Here is a 15,774-nt window from a genome sequence, read left to right as displayed (position 1 = left end):
GTAAACAAATGTAACAATTTATTGCGGTAAGTGTCAAGTTAGCATAAGTGACGGTGTTGTGGGTAAAAAAATATAGAAATCCACACTTCTTGAGTCTTGACTTATGGCAAAAAATGAGGTATTCAGTACTTAGTACTGACGCTAAAGCTTAGATAGAGAAACGTTTTTCCCACTTTTCCCAACTCTCTACCTGGATATTTGAGATAACATCAAGTCCGTTTAATTCGGTATAAAAAAATGTTCTATCTCAGCGCCATTGCCAAATATTTCTCAATCTCCCACACTCCCCTACTCCCCCACTCCCCCACTCCCCCACTCCCTATTTCAGATAACGCCACGCCTTGATTACATTCCCTTGCATCAAAGCAGTAACTCCATTTAAAGCTCTAATTTCTGGCTGAGTGGGGTCAAGTTCCAAAGCAGACTTCAAAGCTATTGCTGCGGGCCCGGGATTTAAGTTATATAGATAAACAAAAGCCAAATAAGCATAGGCAAAGGGGTTTTGAGAATCTAACTCAGTTACTCTAGTCAAAGCAGCGATCGCTCCATCTGCATCCTGTTGTAAAACCCTGGCCAAACTCAACCCATAGAGCAACTCTAAATTATTGGGGTCTTGCTGCAAACGATATGACAAAGTTTTTTCTGCTTGTGTGGTATAATCTTGGACTGGATCGTACTGGTTAACTCGCCCCACTTCCTCAAATACAGTTTCTAAACCTTTTATTCCTAGAGGCAATTTTTGCCCCCACATCCGTAACTGTGTCACTAAATCTAATTCTGGTGCTGGTAATATTTCGGCCTGGGGGTCTACTTCGACACGCACGGGGGGTTGTATGGGAATAGGATAAGTTTCTCCAGTTTTCCGGTTAAGATAAGTCGCTTCTAATATGTAATTTCCTGATGAAATATTGGCAGGGGGTAACATTCCTATCCTTTCAATAATTTCAAACCCGACCTCAGACTTATTTGCTGGAGAAACACCAGGGTATAAACTCCCCATTCCAATAGCGCGATCGTGAATGAAACTTGTAATAGATTTTTCTGAGATATTGTCAGAAACTAATTGCTGAAATTTTGGTGGATTAATACAGCAGTTCTTGAATCTATGAGATACAGTTTTATATCCCCCCTTTGCCCCCCTTTCTAAGGGTGGAACGTTCAAAGTCCCCCTTTCTAAGGGGGATTTAGGGGGATTATAAATGTACTTCGTAACTGTGGGAATTGCTATATTTTCTCGGCGATAAGTTAACAACACTAAACCGGACTGTAATTCTTGCCAAGAACCAGACCATTTATAGGTAATAGGTATTGGCACTCCAGGTCGAATTTTTGGCGATAAAATTACATAGTCTAGTTTGATTTTTTCCTGTGGTTTAGTTAGAGGATGAACTTCTACAGGCAAAAACTGATTATGATAAAGATTTAAGTTGCTATTATCTGGCAACAACCAACTTTTTTGTAGTTGGAAATTAGGGTTTTGTTCGATGGTATTAACAATAGCAGCTTGAGCTTTTTTAATTCTTTTTACCGAACCTTGGTCATTAGTTTTCGTGACAAACCAAGAAAGCGATCGCACATCTTGAGGTACTTGTTTTAAATTAGTTCCTACTTGCCTACCGTAAACCTGTAAATTTTGCAAAGCACCGTAATAATTTAAGTTATGTTGATTAATTTCTGGAGTGGAAGGTAAAACCCCTAAAGTTGACCGTAAATAGGGGTCAGTTTTGATAATTTCAGCAATTACTTTTTGATGAGGCCATTCTTTACCTAAATGTGCATAATAAACACCGCCAGGACTCAACCAGGCAGAAATTTTTCTGAAGAAAATTCCACCTACAGGCCAGAGATTTAACACCATTAAAATAATAGCTAAACCAATAGTAAACCACCGAATTTGTTTTCCTACTTTTCTCGGAAACTGCATTAAACCAAAGGCTAATAAAATTGATAAAACTGGCAATAATGGCAAAGTGTAGCGGAAATCTTTATTGATATTGAGGGAGCAAATTAGATATCCGCCAATTAAAAATATAGCTAACCATCGGCAAGAGTGAAGGTAATTTGATGAGAATTTATCCTGTTTTTTGAACGACCGAATAAAGTAAAAAAATAATCCGCCAATGGGAATAATTAACAGAGGCAAAGAAATATGATAAGGCAGCAGTTTCCAATAATAAAGCCAAGCATCCAAACTCAATAAATTGGGGTCGCCTTCAGCTATAGCAGAATCAACAGTTGCACGCTTACCAGCAGTTAACATTAATAGCCAATTTGTTCTCGCCCAAGGGTAAAAAACTGCCACAGATAAACACAGAGAAAAAATTAGTTGAATTAACTTTTGCCACTGCCGTTTTCTGAGAATATTTACCCCTATCGAAAGTAACGGAATGAAGAGAAAAAATATTGTAGTTTGTTTAACTAAAATTGCAGCGCCAAAAGCCAAGCCAAAAGCAGTCGCCAAAAGCCAATCTTTTAGAGTTAAAGATATAAGTAAATGATTTGCAATGGCAGATATTTTTGACAGCAATTTATCAAAGATCGAGGTTTTTTCAGAACTAAAATCAAACTTTGTTTTGTCAATTTTCCCTATTTTCCATTCCCTATTTTCCATTCCCTGTTCCCTGTTCCCTATAGCAGATATTTTTGACAGTAATTTATCGAAGATAGAGGTTTTTTCAGAATTAAAATTAAATTTTTCTTTGTCAATTTTTCCCGTTTGATTTTCCCTGTTGCCTGTTCCCTGTTCCCTGTTCCCTATAGCAGATATTTTTGACAATAATTTATCGAAGATAGAGGTTTTTTCAGAATTAAAATTAAATTTTTCTTTGTCAATTTTTCCCGTTTGATTTTCCCTGTTGCCTGTTGCCTGTTGCCTGTTGCCTCTTCTCTGTTCCCTATTCCCTATTCCCTGTTCCCTATCCCAATACCAAAACGTTAAACAACAGAAACTTAAAGTCACCATTGCCGTGAGAGGATAGTCGAGTAAATACTGTAAACGATATCTATATAATCCTGGAAATAATATACATAAAACTGCTGCCCAAAAACCAACTTTTTGATTAAATAATTTTTTACCCAAACTATAAACTGAAGCTAGTAAAATAACACTAAAAAATAGATTTACTAATGTTGCTTGGTCAGCACCCCTACCAAAAGTAACTTGAAATGGAACAGTAAGAATATAAGTCAACGGCGGAACCTTCGGCGAAAGTTCCCAAAAATGCTGCCACCATTCCCCAGAAAACAGTTGCACATTTTGAAAAGCACGCCAGTAAGTCAGGGAACCCGTGAGATAGTCAGCTTGATCCCAAGCAGGTACAGACTTATCAAAAGCAAACCAGAGGCGATCGCTCACCGCTCCCAATAACCATAGAATAGTTAGGGTAAGGATGTGATTAATTTTAGGTTCTTTTTTTTCTTGGGAAATCATAATTTCAGGTATCAGTTATCAGCAAAAATTGTAATGGACTGACACATCTAAAACGGTGTAATAGTAGGGGGCGGGTTTTAGCTAGAATTTTAATGCTTACTCTAAGGTTTATATAAACCACCCCTAATGTACACCCATTAGTTGTATCAGTCTACTACCGGAATTTGCACCAGCGAAAACGCTCTTCAAATTAACAAACTGCAAAATCGGTTATCTTACGTTTTTCGGGAGTATAAAATCCTAAAACAATTTTGTCTTTAGGAACCCCTTCTGCTAACAATTCTCCTGCTATACCATCTTCAATTCCGTCGCGATGAATCCAAATTTTATCCTCTCTAATTTCCAGATGAACTATGCAACCATGAACCATTTTATGACCTTCTACTCCCACAATCATTAATAGATAATGGTTTTGTTCTCGGTCAAAAACCGTTTTTCTTTCTACTTCGCTATCAGAATAGCGCAATTTAGCGTATTCGCCGATTATTTTCTCGATTATTTGTTGATATTTACTGATGGTATCCATTCAATAATTACCTCCTCTAATTTGTGGAAAGCTACTAAATTTAAGCGTTGGTTTTCTAGCATTAGTTTGCCGATGGGTTCGCTAAATATACCCTCATAAGCTTCTTCATCTACTGCTAAGTAGAGGATTCTTTCTGGGTTTGTTTTTTTGAGTACATCGTGGTAAACGATATACTGACCAACCGCATTTTCTAGATCGTTCATTGGGGAAGGACTTGCAAAACTTTTCAATTCTACTGCTATTTTTCCTAAAAAACAAGGTCTAAAGTTTCTCCTTTCAAGGGAATGAAAAAAATCAGCTTTAGTCTTTCAATCCCGATGCTGAGTGCCAGAGATACTGATAACTGATAACTGATAACTGAAATGGGACCCCACTTGATAACGTAAGGGTCATCAGTTATGCTCCAATTATCTTTGACTAAAGCATTAATTAAGTTGTTATGGTAAGCATCTCTAGCTGGCATAAATAAAGAAATACTGAGGGTAGTTTTTATATATAAACCGGGTTTATTGATGAGTTTCTGTTAGTTGTTTTTGGACTTTTTCCAAGTCTGCAACTGTCAGAGACATAGATAATTTCCTGTTACTATTTGAGACTGTTGCTGGTATTATACCAGAAAATTTCTTGAGAATAACACCATTTCAGTTATCAGTTACCAGTCATCATTTATGATATGATAAGTTAATAACTAGAGGAAATACTCATGCAGCAAATTCAGATTTTCTTACCAGACGAACTTGCCTCTTTCCTAAAGGAAAAATGGGGAAATTTAGAACGTAAGCTAATCGAAATAATTGTGGTATAAGCTTATCGCGAAGGTTCTATTAGTAGCGGTGAATTGCGAGAATTATTGGAATTTTCAACCCCTTTAGAAGCAGATAAATTTCTTAAGTCTAAAGGAGTAGATTTAGATTACGATGAAGAGGATTTTATCAGCGATCGCCAAACCCACAAACAACTAGAAAAAGAGGGAAAATCAAAGAGGTTATGATAGTTGTTTCGGATACTTCGCCGATTTGTTATTTACTTCTGTTAGAGCTGTGTATTTAATTTTTCCCATGCTACAAAATACTCCCATACTCCCCTTTTAAGCACCAATAATTTATAGGAAAATAACTGATGACAACTCAAGAATTAATTGATTTAAGGACTTGCATTATGGAAGGTAGAAATCACGATGCCTTAGCAATTGTTGACGAACTGGATGCCATGAGTAAAAAAGACATCATCAGAAAAATCAAATCCTATTTAATTGTGATGTTAATTCACTTAATTAAAAATCAGGTAGAAGGACGTTTAACTAATTCCTGGGCAGCGTCCGTCCGCAATGCAATTATTGAAATTCAAGACTTAAATTTGAAGCCAAATCAAACTTCTTATTTTATCAAAGAAAATGAATGGGAGGAGATGTTAGAAAATGCTATAGAACGTGCTATTCGTGATGCAAGCACGGAGGTAGAAAATGGCGCTTACAGTCCATTTAAACTGGAGGAAATGGTAGATAAAAATTCTGTAATCGCAACTGCTAAGAGTTTTTTAGCCTTAACTTACAGTTGTTCTGCTAAAGATTTGTTAGCTGTTATTGACGATAATTTAGCATTATTACCAGGTGGGGAAGATTGGAAGTTTGGCAGAAGAAATAAGTAGCATCTTTAATTGTTAATTTTAGGAGAAAAATAACTAATGACAACTCAAGAGTTAATTGATTTAAGGACTTGCATTATGGAAGGTAGAAATCACGATGCCTTAGCAATTATTGACGAACTGGATGCCATGAGTAAAAAAGACATACTTTTCAAGATAGATTATTATTTAACTGTGGTGTTAATTCACTTAATGAAAAATCAGGTGGAAAAACGATTAACTAATTCCTGGGCAGCATCAATTCGGGCTTCAATTAGAAAAATTAAAAGCTTAAATTTAAAGGAAAATAAAACTTCTTATTACATTAAAGAAGAAGAATGGGATGAGATATTAGAAGAGGCGATTGAATTTGCTATTGGTGATGCTAGCGTGGAGGTTGAAAATGGTGCTTACAGTCCGTTTCAACTGGAGGAAATGGTGGATATAAATTCTGTAATCACAACTGCTAAGAGTTTTTTAGCCTTAACTTACAGTTATTCTTCTAATGATTTGTTAGCTGTTATTGACGATAATTTGACTTTATTACCCGGTGGAGAAGATTGGAAATTTGGTAGAAAGAATAAGTAGGGTATCTATTACTCATACTTTTAATTCTATAAAGCTAATAGCTGATAGCTGACCGCTTAATGCTTACATTAGAGGAGTGAAAAATATCAAAGTGCTAAAAAAACAAAAATCATACCATAGCCTTTTTATCTACAGTATTTTAATCTTAATATCTGCCTGTAGCAACACATCAAATATTTCCGACAACCCTACACCCACTAACAATTCTAAATTAGAGACATTAAAGTTTGAAAAAAAGCCCATTAACGACAAAGGTGGATACTTCTATACTAACGGCGAATACGCTCTTGGACCATTCACTAAAACAATGATTAAAAAATGTCGAGAATGGGGAGGTGGTGGCAGTTGCAATAGTAACCAATGGTCAGAAAAATTATTTCTCCAAGCTTATGGAAACAGAAGATGTCCGGAGGGAGCTACCCTCAACAAAATTATCGGTTATTGCGTCGAAAATAACCAAGTCATGGGTCCTTTTCCTCAAGAATTAATCACTGCTTGTGTCAAAGCTAACGGTGGAAATAGCTGTCAGTTGAACCTTTGGAATGCACGTTTCCTCTACAAATTGATGCAAGATGAAGGTATAGTTAGCAAAATAGATAAACCGCCCCAATTTGTGATGTTAGCTTTTGATGGTTCCAGTTCCCTAGACGCTTGGAAAAGATCGCGCAACTTTGCCCAAGAAATGGAGAAAAAAGGTATTAACCTGCGGTTCACTTATTTTGTCAGTGCAGTATATTTTGTCAGCAAAGACAAACGAAAACTTTACGATGCTCCCGGTGGGAAAGGAAAAGGTCGGTCGGATATTGGTTGGGGTGATACAGCGGAAGATATTGCTCTGAGACTCGAACAGGTTAACCTCGCTTATCAAGAAGGTCACGAGATCGGGTCTCATGCAGTGGGTCATTTTGATGGTAGCAAATGGAGTGAGAAAGACTGGAGCGAAGAGTTTAAATATTTCGAGCAATTTTTCTTTGGAGCGCATAAAATTAATGAATTGCCAGGTTCTCTAGTATTTGATCGCACTGCCATCGAAGGTTTTCGCGCACCACTATTAGCTCGAAGTCCGGGTTTGTATAAAGTTTTAGCCAAAAATGGTTTCCGCTATGACACCAGCAAAGTAGCATTATCTAACTATTGGCCGCGAAAGGAAAATGGTATTTGGAACTTTCCGTTAGCTAGTCTGACTAATTCTCGTGGAAAAAATGTTCTGTCAATGGATTATAACTTTTATTATTTGCATTCTAAGGCAAAACCAAACCCTCGTAATGCGAAACGTTATGAGGAGGATACTCTGAAAACTTACATGAAGTATTTCCAGAACAACTATAATGGCAACCGCGCTCCTATAGATATTGGGCATCATTTTTCAGCTTGGAATAACGGTGCTTACTGGAACGCAATGTTTCGGTTTGCTGAGTCTGTCTGTGGTTTACCAGAAGTTCGATGTGTTACTTATAGTGAGTTAGCAGATTTTATGGACTTGTTGAGTGACGAGCAAATTACCGCTTATCAGCAGGGAAATTTTCCGAAAAGTTCAGAGGATGAGGTTGCTCAGGAATAGTTGAATAAACAAGGTAGAGGGAACCCTAGAGAAATCATTTTATATCTTTATTAATGGGGGTTTGTGATGACCAAATAGAGGACATCCCATAATTATTTCCATGATTTAGGGACCATATTCATCTTATCAAAATAATTGGGTCGCGCAACCCCGCCTTAACTGGCGATCGGGTTTTTGGAGGTTTGCTCAAATCCCCGTTACAAAAATAACTTCTGACTTCTGACTTCGTTAACATCCCCACACTTTCTTGATGCACTACTATATTATTAGTATTTACTTCTCTTTTCATAGTTTGGTTGATTTATGTAAAATTACTTACAAGTTTAACATTTTTATGAAACATTCGTAAAGTTACTTACGATCATTAAATAAAAATGTAATGATTAAGCAGGTAGGTTTAATTATCCATATAGTGATGAAGATTCAGAACAGTGAAAACCCGATTGGGATTGCTTTATGGCCACCTACTTATTTTTGTAGATTAGTTGTAAATACCATGATCAAAAAATTATCTTTTGCTACTATTGGTGCAATTTTAATCAGCTTAGGAATTAGCAAAACAGCTTCAGCAGCTCTTTTTTTTTCAGATACAGGACATTATTATGAATATGTATCTGTCCCAGAAAGGTTGACTTGGCAAGAAGCAAAAATTGCAGCAGAAAATAAATACTTTAATGGTTTTCAAGGTTATCTAGTAACCATCACTTCAGCAGCAGAAAGTGATTTTGTTAATTCTATTGCTACTAATGATTTAGATCAAGTTAGTGAAGGATGGATCGGTGCAAGTGATGCTAGCGAAGAGGGAGTATGGAAATGGGTTACAGGTCCAGAAGCAGGAATGCAGTTTTGGCAAGGTAGTGCTGCACCTCAAGGTTCAGTTGTTAATAATAGTTATGCAAATTGGTCTATATTAGAGCCTAATAATACTCCCAACACTGATGATGGTGAAGATTTTGCCCAAATTAGCTTCACTGGTTTTTGGAATGATTTAGCTAGCAATGATGATTGGCAGGTATCAGGTTATTATATTGAGTATGGAGGACTGGCAACTGTTCCAGTTTATGAACCAACGGGAGTACTGAGTTTATTTGTTTTTAGTGGTTTAGGTTTATATCGGTCATGGCAGTGTAAGTTAGAGAAAAAGAAATAAATATCATTTCCAGGACTTACGCACGCTTCACCTTGAAAACCCGATATGTATGGGCGAATGGCATTCGCCCTCACTTGATACTTAAATTTAACTCAAAATTGGTACAGCTAAAGATTCATACATTTCACTAGAAAAAGGTTGAAAATCATCATGTTTGACTATTAAATGACAAAGCAATCTCATTTGTAATGGCGCTGGTGGTAGATTTACCCGTTCTAATATTACTTTAACTGCATCAGGATACTTTTTCAGTAGGGGAAAAACATCATTTAATAAATATCGAGGGCAAAAACCTAAAAGGTAAAAATCTTTGGTGCGTAGCATTAAAGCATCTCGGTCAAAACTGTTTTGTGCATCGTGCATTAAATACAAAGTTTCTCCTACCTCTAATTTTTTGATTCTGTCAATAGTTTCAGGCGCCATATATCGTAAACCATGAGTAAAAAAATATAGATGATAAACACCATTTTCATCTTGTTCTGGGTAAGGAAAAACTTCATAATTATCTGTTACTTTTTTACCTCCGCTACGAGACAATAAAACCATAGGGTCATCTTCTGTTTCTGAGAGATTTTGCCAACTAATAAAATCTGGGTAATCTGGTCGCGTTTTCTTCATAATTCTATGAGAAAATACAGGCAATAATTCCTGAGAGCGATAAACTTTATCAAATTCATTTAAAGACCAAATACCAGCAAAACCACAATCTTTCTTGGCTTTTTCTGCACCTTTCAAGTAAACAAATTCATACCAACCATTTTCATAAGTTAAGCGACCTACTGGAAACCAAGCACGAGTAACGGGGTCTTGCCAAGCTAAAAATAATTTTTTCATTGCAAATTTTCTCTTATTTGTAAAAGTCTATTTTGATTAATTTTCAGAATTTATTGAGCAAATTCAATAGAAATTTCAGAAATATAATTTTTAGGTATTCGTTCAAATAACGATAAAGTATCTTTTGCTGATATATTCGCTAAATTTTCAAGCCAAATTAGAGCAGCTTTGGGATATATTTGTGCTGCATTTTTAAATACATCTAGTGTCAACATAGGTTTGTTATCTCCTATTTTATCATACATTGCCGATTTTGATTTTGCTAAATAATTTTTAACAGCTTTACTATTGATTATATTCTTCTTTTTGGAATCTAGTAATTCTCTACCTAGACTAGATGCGTGGTCAAATGTTGGTGCTAAATGTACTGAATTATTCATAATAAATCCCCAATTTTCGTGATGCCTATCGGTGTTACCTATCCAAGCATCTAATAATAAGTAACCAACAAAAGTTTCTATTGCTGTTTCAATACCTTGAGGAGGTTTCCAGTTTAAAGGTAATTTAATAGGCATAGGATTATTGGCGATCGCCTCAACTACAATATCAAGAGTATGTTCAGACACTCTGTAATTATTAGAACTAAATTCGGGATAACTTTCGTCTATTTTTACTAAAATTTGGTTGCCAAGAATAAGACTGTTATTGTCTGATACAAAGGAAGGAGAAATTGTGCCTAAATTGTCTTTCCAAATTGCTAGTTCATAATGTGCATGAGGTAGGTTTAGTAACTCACATAATTCTGATGTTATTTTTTCTGCCCAAGCTTCTCCAGTATTAGGTCTAGCTTTTTTATATAAGTAGTTAATTTCATCCTCGCAATACCAATATTTTTCCTTAGTTCCTAATTGTTCATTTTCTGAGATTGAATCTTCTGAAACTTCAATAATTTTAAATAAATCGGACATTATTAGTTAGTTATTTTTAATCTAAGATGATTTACGCTGAGACGGTATAGATAACGCTCAATACTATTGTACAATAATTTTTAAACTCTATAGATAGTAGCTGTGCATAAGTGGTATCTAACTAATTTTAAATATCAATTAAAGCTTTTTTTGTATTTTTTTTATTTATAAATAGACATCTTCAAAAATAAAAAATCTAATTAATTCTTATCAATAACTTATTAATAACTTCCCCCTATTTACCATTCTATACTACCTATTATCTCTTTTCTGGAGATGTCTAATAAAAAACAAAATCATTTCTGTAGGTCATTATTGGTAATAAATGTTATACTATAAACTTAAACAATAACTCAAGTGATTTTGGGCAATATTTTAATACTCAAATTAAAAAATATTGCTTAGAACATTTTTGTAAACTGAGGTACACCCTGAAGCGAGTAAGATGCACGGTTCCCGAAAAATCGCACTGGGAACATTTAATTTTTAAGATCGGGCACGCGGGCAAGATTCTCGCACTTCATAATACCTGGAATTTGCTCTAACAAATAACTTTTAACTAATAAAATGACCAAAAATTTCGATTTCCAAGAAGAATACGACATCATCGTAGTAGGCGCCGGACACTCGGGTTGCGAAGCCGCCCTTGCTTCCGCACGCCTAGGTTGCCACACCCTCTTACTAACTCTCAACCTCGATAAAATTGCCTGGCAACCATGCAACCCCGCTGTTGGGGGACCCGCAAAATCTCAACTTACTCACGAAGTCGATGCTTTAGGTGGAGAAATAGGCAAAATGGCAGACCGCACTTATCTGCAAAAACGCATTCTCAATTCTTCTCGCGGACCTGCTGTTTGGGCGTTACGCGCTCAAACTGACAAACGGGAATACGCGACTGTTATGCGTAATATTGTCGAAAATCAAGAAAACCTCCGAGTTCGGGAAAGTATGGTGACAGACTTGGTTTTGGGAGACAACGACGAAATTATAGGAGTAGAAACTTACTTCGGTGTCGCTTTCAAATGTAAAGCTGTTATCCTCACTACCGGAACATTCCTCGGTGGAGTCATTTGGGTAGGCAATAAATCTATGCCAGCAGGTCGCGCCGGAGAATTTCCTGCTATTGGTCTGACTGAAACCCTGAATAAACTTGGTTTTGAAACCGGACGCCTGAAAACGGGTACACCTGCCAGAGTTGACAAACGCTCGGTTGACTACACCGATCTAGAACCGCAACCAGGGGATGAAAAAGTGCGTTGGTTTAGTTTCGATCCGGAAGTTTGGGTGGAACGGGAACAGATGTGTTGTTATCTCACCCGCACTACTCCAGAAACTCACAAATTAATTCGCGATAACTTGCATTTGTCTCCTATTTATGGTGGGTGGGTGGATGCGAAGGGTCCCCGTTATTGTCCGAGTATTGAGGATAAAATTGTGCGGTTTGCTGATAAGAGTAGTCATCAAATATTTATTGAACCGGAAGGTCGTGATATTCCTGAACTTTATATTCAGGGGTTTTCTACTGGTTTGCCAGAGAAATTGCAATTACAAATGTTGCGGAGTTTGCCTGGTTTGGAAAATTGTGTGATGTTGCGACCTGCTTATGCGGTGGAATATGATTATTTGCCTGCGACTCAATGTTATCCGACGTTGATGACTAAGAAAATTGAGGGGTTATTTTGTGCCGGTCAAATTAATGGTACAACTGGATATGAAGAGGCAGCAGCTCAAGGTTTGGTGGCGGGAATAAATGCGGTTCATTTTGTTAAGAATAAGGAGATGATTATCTTTCCCAGGGAACAAAGTTATATTGGTACTTTGATGGACGATCTATGTACCAAAGATTTGCGAGAACCCTATAGAATGTTGACAAGTCGTTCGGAATATCGTTTAATTTTACGGTCTGATAATGCTGACCAAAGACTAACTCCTTTGGGTCGAGAAATTGGTTTAATAGATGACCGTCGGTGGGAGTTATTTGAGAGGAAGCGAACTAATATTAATGGGGAAAAAGCTCGGTTAAAATCAACTCGAATTAAAGAATTAGAAGAAGTAGCTATTAATATTGTTGCCGATACTCAGACAAGAATTAAAGGTTCGATTACTTTGGCAGATTTGTTACGCCGACCTGGTTTCCATTATGTAGATTTAGAAAAGTATAATTTGGGGAATTTAGATTTAAAATTAGTGGAAAAAGAAGGATCAGAAATTGATATTAAATATTCCGGTTATTTGCAAAGACAACAAAATCAAATCGACCAAATAAGTCGGCAAGAAAATCGGAAGTTACCTGCTAATTTAGATTATTTTGCTATTGATACATTGTCGATGGAAGCGCGGGAAAAATTGTCAAAAGTTCAGCCTTTAACTATTGGGCAAGCTTCTCGAATTGGGGGAGTAAATCCAGCAGATATTAATGCTTTGTTGGTTTATTTGGAAGTGCAATATCGACTTGTGGAAGTTAAAAGTTAAAAGTCAAAAGTCAAAAGTTAGAAGCTTTTGTAGGGTGCGTTTCACTGCGTGACATGAAAATGAAATGTAACGCACCGAATATTATGGAAGAGGCGGTGCGTTACGCTTTCCTGCGGAGTGCTGCGCAAACCCTAACACACCCTACTAGACTCTCCTGTAATCCTTGTTTCTTTTGGATAATTATAAAGATATTCTAATACATTATTCATTTTAGGACAGCATATATATAATTGGTCACTAGAATTTTACCTTTATTTTTATTTTGGAGGTATTTAATGAACCATTTACCTGCCATCGCAAAATCTGCTACTAATCTGGAGGAGTTCCAGCAAAAGTTAGCTAAATTGGATTTAGAACCAATTATTTTCAAAATCACTCATCCCAAGGAGGACAAGGGTTGGACTTTAGAAAAAGCGGATCGAGTTGCCGAACTTTATAAACAATTTCTGACCTTGATGTTTTTATGTCCTAATGCTGAAGTTTTACCAACGACTGAGATAGACGATTTTTGGCATTATCATATCCTGGATACTGCGCTCAGATCGTAATATTCATCCCACACAAAATCGCGTACTCTCTTTAGCTGAAGCTTCCAAATTACATACTATTTCAGATTTTAATTATCAATGGGGACCTTTGATTTGGAAAAACAAAAAAATTAAGCAAGCATCAGATAGTTTAATCAGAGAATAAATCGGCGAAAGTATTCCACCCAAATTTATGTATTTGCTCGGTCAACATTTAATTAATATTACTGAAAAAAATATTAATACAACTCCAAAAGAAAATCCTTTACAGCTTGAACTATTTTCTTTAAGTAATTTTAGTTGTTAATTCCTAACCTTTTAAATAACTGAATATAATCTTGTAAATCAGGCAATATCTGTTCCAGAGAATAAGGGTTAATTTATGGTAACTGAAGTTCTGATTTTGCTTGAGCAATTTTTCTAGCTTTGCCATAAAGATAATTAAGTCGTTCAGCTAAATAATTCCGTAGAGAACAATGCACCCTAGCTTCGTAAGGGGGGAATGTTTGTTGTGAGTTTGTATTCTAATTGAGTCCGAAAAGCAAAAATTTATCCACGCCAATGCCTAGAGTTATTAGCTCTTTCTTCCTCCCAATATTGATAAAGTAGTAAATGTTAAATAATTAAAGTCACCAAACTTTCAACAGCACTTTTTTCACTTCTACCGAATGCTTCTAACTCTTCAATTAAGTTCTCATAATCTAGGTTTTCTAATTGACGATTATTTAGTAGTTTGATTGTTTCTTCTAATCACAGGAAATAATCTTCTTCATACAGTAATTTTAGATCGGTAATTTTATTAACCATGTTTTGTATGTATTTGTGAAAAAGTTAGCGATCGCTCAACAAAAATTTCAATAATTTATCGAAATGACCGTTTAAATTTTGGGGTTAAAACAATTTCTCTCATTAATCTTCTGTTAAAGTTGCTTGTAACTCAGCGATAATATTTTCTATAGACTGAGATTGTAATTCTCCTCTATGAAAAGAGGCGATCGCTTCTTTTGCTTCTTGAGCTATTTCCTCTCGACTAGCTTCAATCATTTGATTTTTAACAATTTCTAATAACATTTCTCTTTGTTCAATGGAAAGTTCGTTAACAATTATAAGAGCCTCTTCCAGTGTTGCCATAATCTATACTATCCTAGTTTAATTACTATTATTTTCCCTAAATTATAACTTAGTTTGGTTATATTTTAGTAGGGGACTGTTTCATCCCTTGCTTTATTAAGCTCAGACAAATTGACAGAAATGGTGAGGTAAAAGTTCTATGAATCATCCTATTCTTCAATTAAGTTTTCATAATCTAGGTTTTCTAATTATAGAAGACAATTAATCGAAAATGAAAAATAGCAATTCTGTAGGGGGTTTTAGGGGGTTTGGTCTCCAAACCCATCCTTGATATTGCATCCTGATTTATAAAAGTTTTCATCGATAATATTGAGGAACTATCAATTCTATGTTTGATCGTTGGAGGTTTCAGAGGTATTTCAGCCGCGCCATGTAATTGTGCAAGTAAGCAAAAGTAGCTTTAGATGCTCCAATGCTACTTCAATTTCTAATTGCTGATCTAGACTAAAAAGACCATAGACAGAACATCCATAGTAAGACTGAGGTTCCTGTGGAGATTTAACTACAATTTTGCATTCCATTAAAACCTCCCGTAAACGCTCCAATACCATTTCCACTTCCAGCTTTTTATCGAAAGTGAAAACCCCAGTTACAGCTATTCCTCCTTTAGATTGTGGTTTGTTTTCGGTAAGGGAAGTGTCGAGAAGTTCTTCAGGAAGTTGGGGAACGGTACTGTCACTATTTTCCCAATCAACGAGGGAGTGCCATTCTTTTATTCCTACAACTTCACATAAGCTTTGAAAATTTTTAGGGGAAATAGGTTTGCCACTAATAAAGCGTTTCAAAGTTGATTCGGAGACTTCTGCATCCCAACACCACTTCGGCTCTGTTTTATTCCAACCTTTTTTCTTTCTGGCTGTATCAATCATTTTTATGCCTTCTTCGTTAAGTTTTATTGAACTTGCTTTTCGTCCCATGACATTACATTTTTATTTTACTACTACTGCCTTTTTTTTACCATGTAGGATTACCTACTGTAGTGATACAATATCAACCTAGTACAAGATCACACTCGTAAAATTCA

16 protein-coding genes and 1 pseudogene are annotated in these 15,774 nt (G+C 36.0%); 7 read left to right on the top strand and 10 right to left on the bottom strand.

Annotated features, from left to right (window positions below; translation table 11 throughout):
- Positions 1–319: 319 nt before the first annotated feature.
- From D5R40_RS39620 to D5R40_RS41065, 4 genes are all read right to left on the bottom strand, one after another.
- Positions 320–3,430: a phospholipid carrier-dependent glycosyltransferase gene (locus tag D5R40_RS39620; protein ID WP_240038991.1), complete on the bottom strand. Its 3,111-nt coding sequence runs from the start codon at positions 3,428–3,430 to the stop codon at positions 320–322.
- A 190-nt stretch (positions 3,431–3,620) separates the two neighbouring features.
- Entirely contained in the window at positions 3,621–3,956 is a 336-nt protein-coding gene (locus tag D5R40_RS15045) for a XisI protein (protein WP_124145470.1), read from the bottom strand.
- A complete protein-coding gene (locus D5R40_RS41070) occupies positions 3,926–4,198 on the bottom strand; it encodes an element excision factor XisH family protein (protein WP_275670390.1) in 273 nt (90 codons plus the stop codon). Before D5R40_RS41070 ends, D5R40_RS15045 begins: the two co-directional genes overlap by 31 nt.
- Before the next feature lie 5 nt (positions 4,199–4,203).
- A complete protein-coding gene (locus D5R40_RS41065) occupies positions 4,204–4,419 on the bottom strand; it encodes an element excision factor XisH family protein (protein WP_124145472.1) in 216 nt (71 codons plus the stop codon).
- A gap of 354 nt (positions 4,420–4,773) precedes the next feature.
- On the opposite strand from D5R40_RS41065, the pseudogene D5R40_RS39610 reads away from it, so the two are divergent.
- The 4 genes and pseudogenes from D5R40_RS39610 to D5R40_RS15015 form a co-directional block, all read left to right on the top strand.
- Positions 4,774–4,947: pseudogene (locus D5R40_RS39610) on the top strand (UPF0175 family protein); the annotation flags it as partial.
- 128 nt (positions 4,948–5,075) lie between these two features.
- Positions 5,076–5,603, top strand: coding sequence for a DUF29 family protein (locus D5R40_RS15025; protein WP_124145473.1), 528 nt, complete (start codon positions 5,076–5,078; stop codon positions 5,601–5,603).
- A gap of 36 nt (positions 5,604–5,639) precedes the next feature.
- Complete coding sequence (locus D5R40_RS15020; RefSeq protein WP_124145474.1) at positions 5,640–6,167, top strand: DUF29 family protein; 528 nt, start codon at positions 5,640–5,642, stop codon at positions 6,165–6,167.
- Positions 6,168–6,243: 76 nt separating this feature from the next.
- Positions 6,244–7,728 carry a polysaccharide deacetylase family protein gene (locus D5R40_RS15015; RefSeq protein ID WP_124145475.1) on the top strand — a complete coding sequence of 495 codons (1,485 nt, stop codon included), beginning with the start codon at positions 6,244–6,246 and terminating at the stop codon, positions 7,726–7,728.
- Positions 7,729–7,846: 118 nt separating this feature from the next.
- Here D5R40_RS15015 and D5R40_RS35290 read toward each other — a convergent pair whose 3' ends face one another.
- Positions 7,847–8,017 (bottom strand): hypothetical protein, encoded by a 171-nt coding sequence (locus D5R40_RS35290; protein WP_161564576.1) that lies wholly within the window; start codon positions 8,015–8,017, stop codon positions 7,847–7,849.
- A 90-nt stretch (positions 8,018–8,107) separates the two neighbouring features.
- Here D5R40_RS35290 and D5R40_RS15010 point away from each other — a divergent pair, with 90 nt between their 5' ends.
- Positions 8,108–8,878 (top strand): lectin-like protein, encoded by a 771-nt coding sequence (locus tag D5R40_RS15010; protein ID WP_124145476.1) that lies wholly within the window; start codon positions 8,108–8,110, stop codon positions 8,876–8,878.
- An 87-nt stretch (positions 8,879–8,965) separates the two neighbouring features.
- Here D5R40_RS15010 and D5R40_RS15005 read toward each other — a convergent pair whose 3' ends face one another.
- Together D5R40_RS15005 and D5R40_RS15000 are read right to left on the bottom strand one after the other, a co-directional pair.
- The gene (locus D5R40_RS15005; RefSeq protein ID WP_124145477.1) at positions 8,966–9,712 is read right to left on the bottom strand and encodes an HIRAN domain-containing protein; all 747 of its coding nucleotides are present in this window, start codon (positions 9,710–9,712) and stop codon (positions 8,966–8,968) included.
- Positions 9,713–9,762: 50 nt separating this feature from the next.
- Positions 9,763–10,620: a HipA domain-containing protein gene (locus D5R40_RS15000; protein ID WP_124145478.1), complete on the bottom strand. Its 858-nt coding sequence runs from the start codon at positions 10,618–10,620 to the stop codon at positions 9,763–9,765.
- Between the two features lie 567 nt (positions 10,621–11,187).
- Here D5R40_RS15000 and mnmG point away from each other — a divergent pair.
- The gene (mnmG, locus tag D5R40_RS14995) at positions 11,188–13,092 is read left to right on the top strand and encodes a tRNA uridine-5-carboxymethylaminomethyl(34) synthesis enzyme MnmG (protein ID WP_124154837.1); all 1,905 of its coding nucleotides are present in this window, start codon (positions 11,188–11,190) and stop codon (positions 13,090–13,092) included.
- A gap of 275 nt (positions 13,093–13,367) precedes the next feature.
- Entirely contained in the window at positions 13,368–13,640 is a 273-nt protein-coding gene (locus D5R40_RS14990) for a glycine-rich domain-containing protein (protein ID WP_124145480.1), read from the top strand.
- Positions 13,641–14,234: 594 nt separating this feature from the next.
- Here the strand turns inward: D5R40_RS14990 and D5R40_RS42650 are convergent.
- The 3 genes from D5R40_RS42650 to D5R40_RS14975 form a co-directional block, all read right to left on the bottom strand.
- A complete protein-coding gene (locus D5R40_RS42650; RefSeq protein WP_205127400.1) occupies positions 14,235–14,357 on the bottom strand; it encodes a DUF29 family protein in 123 nt (40 codons plus the stop codon).
- A gap of 171 nt (positions 14,358–14,528) precedes the next feature.
- A complete protein-coding gene (locus D5R40_RS14980) occupies positions 14,529–14,750 on the bottom strand; it encodes a hypothetical protein (protein ID WP_124145481.1) in 222 nt (73 codons plus the stop codon).
- Between the two features lie 359 nt (positions 14,751–15,109).
- A complete protein-coding gene (locus tag D5R40_RS14975; RefSeq protein WP_124145482.1) occupies positions 15,110–15,667 on the bottom strand; it encodes a hypothetical protein in 558 nt (185 codons plus the stop codon).
- Positions 15,668–15,774 lie beyond the last annotated feature (107 nt).

The organism is Okeania hirsuta (assembly GCF_003838195.1).
Taxonomy (GTDB): domain Bacteria; phylum Cyanobacteriota; class Cyanobacteriia; order Cyanobacteriales; family Microcoleaceae; genus Okeania; species Okeania hirsuta.
This window is presented reverse-complemented; position numbering and strand designations above follow the sequence as displayed.